Consider the following 5,175-nt stretch of genomic DNA (forward strand, 5'->3'; position numbering starts at 1 on the left):
CGGCATCACCATCAAGGCGCAGACGGTCCGCCTCGCCTACCACGCCAAGGACGGCAAGGACTACATCTTCAACCTGATGGACACGCCCGGCCATGTCGACTTCGCCTACGAAGTCTCGCGGTCGCTGGCGGCCTGCGAGGGTTCCCTGCTGGTGGTCGACGCCAGCCAGGGCGTCGAAGCGCAGACGCTCGCCAACGTCTACCAGGCGCTCGACAACAATCACGAGATCGTTCCGGTCCTGAACAAGGTCGACCTTCCGGCCGCCGAGCCCGAGAAGGTCAAGCAGCAGATCGAGGACGTCATCGGCATCGACGCCTCCGACGCCGTGATGATCTCGGCCAAGACCGGCCTCGGTGTTCCCGACGTGCTGGAAGCCATCGTCACCCGCCTGCCGCCGCCGAAGGGCGATCGCGACGCGACCCTGAAGGCGCTGCTGGTCGACAGCTGGTACGACGTCTATCTCGGCGTCGTCGTCCTGATCCGCGTCGTCGACGGCGTCATGAAGAAGGGTAGCCGCGTCCGCATGATGGGCACGGGCGCCGCCTACGACGTCGAGCGCGTCGGCTTCTTCACGCCGAAGATGCAGCAGGTCGACGAGCTCGGCCCCGGCGAGATCGGCTTCATCACCGCCGCCATCAAGGAAGTGGCCGACACCCGCGTCGGCGACACCATCACCGACGACAGGAAGCCGGTCACCGAAATGCTGCCGGGCTTCAAGCCGGCGATCCCGGTGGTGTTCTGCGGCCTGTTCCCGGTCGACGCCGACGATTTCGAGACGCTGCGCGCCGCGATGGGCAAGCTGCGCCTCAACGACGCCAGCTTCTCGTTCGAGATGGAGACCTCGGCCGCGCTCGGCTTCGGCTTCCGCTGCGGCTTCCTCGGCCTGTTGCATCTGGAGATCATCCAGGAGCGGCTGTCGCGCGAATTCGATCTCAACCTGATCGCGACCGCGCCGAGCGTCATCTACAAGATGAAGCTGACCGACGGCACCGAGCTCGAGATCCACAATCCCGTCGACATGCCCGACGTGGTCAAGATCGAGGAGATCCAGGAGCCCTGGATCGAGGCGACGATCCTCACCCCCGACGAATATCTCGGCAGCGTGCTGAAGCTGTGCCAGGACCGCCGCGGCGCGCAGAAGGAGCTGACCTATGTCGGCGCCCGCGCGATGGTGAAATACGACCTGCCGCTCAACGAGGTCGTGTTCGACTTCTACGACCGGCTGAAATCGGTCTCCAAGGGCTACGCCTCGTTCGACTATCATCTCACCGACTACAAGCCGGCCGACCTCGTCAAGATGCAGATCCTGGTCAATGCCGAGCCGGTGGACGCGCTCTCCATGCTGGTGCATCGCACCCGCGCCGAAGGCCGCGGCCGCGCCATGGTCGAGAAGATGAAGGAGCTGATCCCGCCGCACATGTTCCAGATCCCGATCCAGGCGGCGATCGGCGGCAAGGTGATCGCCCGCGAGACGGTGCGCGCGCTGCGCAAGGACGTCACCGCAAAATGCTACGGCGGCGACATCACGCGTAAGCGCAAGCTTCTGGAGAAGCAGAAGGAAGGCAAGAAGAAGATGCGGCAGTTCGGCAAGGTCGACATCCCGCAGGAAGCCTTCATTGCCGCGCTGAAGGTGGATAGCTGAGGCGAACGGGCCCGGGCATCCACGTTTTTGGTGCCGCTGAGAAGCCGTGGATGGCCGGGTCGAGCCCGGCCATGACGACGAAGGCAGGACCAGATTTCGTGGCGAGATCGGTCCGGTCCGAGGCTTTTGCGGCCGGACAACAAAAACCGCGAAAACAACCCCATGCACAGTAGCCGGCCCTTTGTCGGCATTGGGGTTTTTCGAATTTTCGATTTTACGAAATCCGGTTGACGCGTCGGGCAAAACAGGGGCATGATGGCATCATGGCAGTGGTTGCGCAGCAGGCCTTCATCAGGACGCACCATCTCGACCGCCGGCCGATCGGCAGTCTCTGATTTCGATCCAGGCATCGCGTCGGTGACGGCTTGCGTCGGCTCCTGGCCCGTCAACCGACCTGCCAAGCGCTTTTCCCTTCATCCGCTTTGAGTGGTCGTAGATCTTGCCGGTGGCGATGGGCGGGGTTGAAAAACGCTCCCAGCGGCGGCAATCTCGGCCTGAGTGAGGCCTCGATCTGGAGAATCTCGGCTTATGCCGATCGATGCGAGGATCGACGATGAAGCCGCGGCTGAGAATGTGGCTTGCAGTTGTTGCGGGCGTCGCGCTGGTGCTCGCCGTCGCCTGGGCCGTCATCCTCTGGACCCGCCCGGAGCCTATTCGCATCGCGTTCGCCAATTCGCTCTCTGGCCCGTCCGCCCCGGCCGGGACGGAAAGCCTGGTCGCGACGCAGCTTGCAATCGACGAGGTGAACGCCAAGGGTGGCGTCAACGGACGGCTCATTGAACTCGCTCTGTTCGACGACGCAAGCGATCCAGCCGTGGCGCGTGCGAATGCGCAGGCGATCGCCGACAGCCCATGCGTCGCTGTGCTCGGCCATTATCTCAGCTCCACTTCGCTCGCGGCAGCGCCGGTATATAAGGCTGCGCGGGTTCCGGCGCTCACGGGAAGCGCGGCTGCCGACGATCTGACATCAACCAATGATTACTATTTTCGTGCGTTGGCGCCGGTCTCCGCGCAGGCGCGCTCGGTCGCGGAACATCTGCGCGCCGTGATGAAGGAGCCAAAAGTCCGTCTTGTTCACACGCGCGATTCCTACGGCAAGAGTTTTGCGCGTGGATTTGCGGCGGCCTATCCGGCGGAGCAGTTGCACGTGTTCGGACTGGACGTCGCAGCCGGTCAGATCGGATCGATGGATGGGGCGCTAGAAGCTGCCGCGCAGGAGCCCGGACCCGGCGTTATCGTCGTCGGCGCGGCACCCGATTTCAGCCCAGACATCATCAAGGCGCTGCGCCGCCACGGCATCAAGGGAACGATCATCGCATCCCAGGGCGCGGCCCGCGAAAGCTATTTGCAGAATTTCGCCAACGAGCCCGAGGAAAAATCGCATCCGGGTTTCTTCAGCGAAAATCTGTATGCCGCTTCATCGCTGATGTTCGACAGCGCAGGCGTGGCGGCGCAGGCCTTTGCCGTCGACTACAAGGCGAAAGCGGGAACCTCGCCAAGCTGGGTTGYCGGCGGCGCGTATGACGCCGCGCGCCTGATGATCGATGCGCTCAAACGAGCTGCCGTACATCACCGGTTTATGGGGCAGGGGATTCAGAAACGATCCGACAGCAAGGTTGCGGATCGCGACCGGGTGCGCGTCGCACTGGCTGCGATCGACAGTCCGAAATCGGCGGTCGTCGGGCTGACGGGGCGGCTCTATTTCAACGCGAACCGCGACATTCCGCGCCCGATCCGAATGGGTTTCTTCCATTACGGTCGGTTCGTCACGGCGCCGCAGCAACTCGTGCGCATCGATCAGCCTGATGGAATCGATCTCGCCGCGGAACAGGAGAAGGGCCATGTCATCGCGTTCGAGGATCGGCGCTACTGGATTCAGCGCGTCGTCTATACCGGCATCGACGTCATTCGCGTCAGCCGGATCGACGTGAAGCAAAATTCGTTCAACGTCGACTTCTATCTTTGGATGCGATTCGCTGGCGACGACGAGGCGCAGACGCACGTCGAATTCCCGGCATTGCTGGATCGCGGGGCTTTCGATCCAGCGCGGCCGATTCAGGCTGGACACGAAGACGGCCTGAGCTACCGGCTCTATCGCATCAACGGCGATTTCAAGGCCCGTTTCGATCTCCATGACTATCCGTTCGACACGCAGCAATTGCATCTACATTTTCAGAACACGGAACGGCGGCGGGAACTCATCACCTATGTCATCGATCGGTTCGGCTTGCGCCTCGCCGACGACGGAAGCTCGCGGGCCGAGGACGGGGCCTATTCCGGACTTCCGCTCTGGCGATTTCTCGGGCTGACCTATTTCGTCGAATCCCTGTCCAGCGGATCGACGCTCGGAAAGGCGTCTTTGTTTGGTGCCGAGGCAAGGACGGAATTCRCAGGCTTCGATGCGACCATCATGCTGCGCCGCAGCTCCGCCATCTACATGCTGAAGAACCTGCTGCCGCTGTTTCTGCTCGTGCTCGTCGTATTCGCCACGCTGTTCTTTCCCGAAACCATGTTTCGTGAACGCGTGACGATCCCAGTGACCTCGATCCTGGCGAGCGCGGTGCTGCTCGTGGCGGTGAACAGCCAGATCGGCGATGTCGGATACACGGTGGTGGTCGAAGAGATGTTCTACATCTTCTTCGTGCTATGCCTGATGGCGATGTTGGCGGGCTACAGACATGAAAAACTTCGGGACGCGGGCCGAAAGCGCGTCGCTGTTGTTTCGGATCACGTCGCGCAGATCATTTATGCCGGGACGGTGCTCGCCATCATCGTCGTGCTCTACCGGCGTTATGCCGTGTGAGGCAAGCGTGGATACCTCGCCGGCCCGCCGCACCTTTTGAGGACGAGATTTGATGGGTTTCGCTTTCGCTCTACCCATCCTACGCGCTGGCCGGCGCCGCGATCGTGGCGGCGATCGTCGCCGCAGTGCTGGTCGGCAGTGCGACTGCGTCCTGAAGCCCAAATCAAACAGAACGCCCGAAGGGCCGGTCATTCATGTTCGATTACGAAAATAGAAAGGTCCCAATCAGCAGGCCCGCGGCGAAAGCGAAAAGCCCCAAAGTGCAGATTGAAACAATACGAACGAGGACGCGTACTTGCGCCTCGTACTCCTCTTCTGCGGTCTTGTGGGACTGAGCCGCCACTGCAACTGCCCTACCATCACCCAGATTGGGCGAATGTACGCTCGGAATCATGGTCAACGCGAGGCATTTTGGCCCCGCCGCGATGCCCTGTTCGTGACTTGGCGGGGGCATCTCTTGACCTGGCCGGCGTCGTTTCAACGGGGAGGATCATCCTCCCTTGAGGTCCGTTCAATGGGGCTTAGCGGACTGAATTTGCTCGAGTTGAGTTTTTCGCGTTTTGACCCCTAGCTGACATCATGAGTACCTGGCGGGCTTTCCAGGCAGAATTGGAGCGAGAGCCCACCGGCGGCTGCGGTCCGCTCTTTATTCCCTTGCTGTTATGCCGGTAACGGGAGTGGCTTCACGACTGCAATTTCCAGTAGCGCCCCTTTTTAAACGGGGCATATA

2 protein-coding genes are annotated in these 5,175 nt (G+C 61.9%); both read left to right on the forward strand.

Features of this window, described 5'->3' with window-relative positions; genetic code table 11:
• Positions 1-1,642, forward strand: a 1,642-nt coding sequence (gene lepA, locus AC1D00_RS25575) for a translation elongation factor 4 (RefSeq protein WP_477012563.1), incomplete at its 5' end; no start/stop codon positions are given.
• Between the two features lie 604 nt (positions 1,643-2,246).
• Positions 2,247-4,445 (forward strand): ABC transporter substrate-binding protein, encoded by a 2,199-nt coding sequence (locus AC1D00_RS25580; RefSeq protein ID WP_477012564.1) that lies wholly within the window; start codon positions 2,247-2,249, stop codon positions 4,443-4,445.
• Positions 4,446-5,175 lie beyond the last annotated feature (730 nt).

This window comes from Bradyrhizobium sp. P2_E8, from assembly GCF_056403875.1.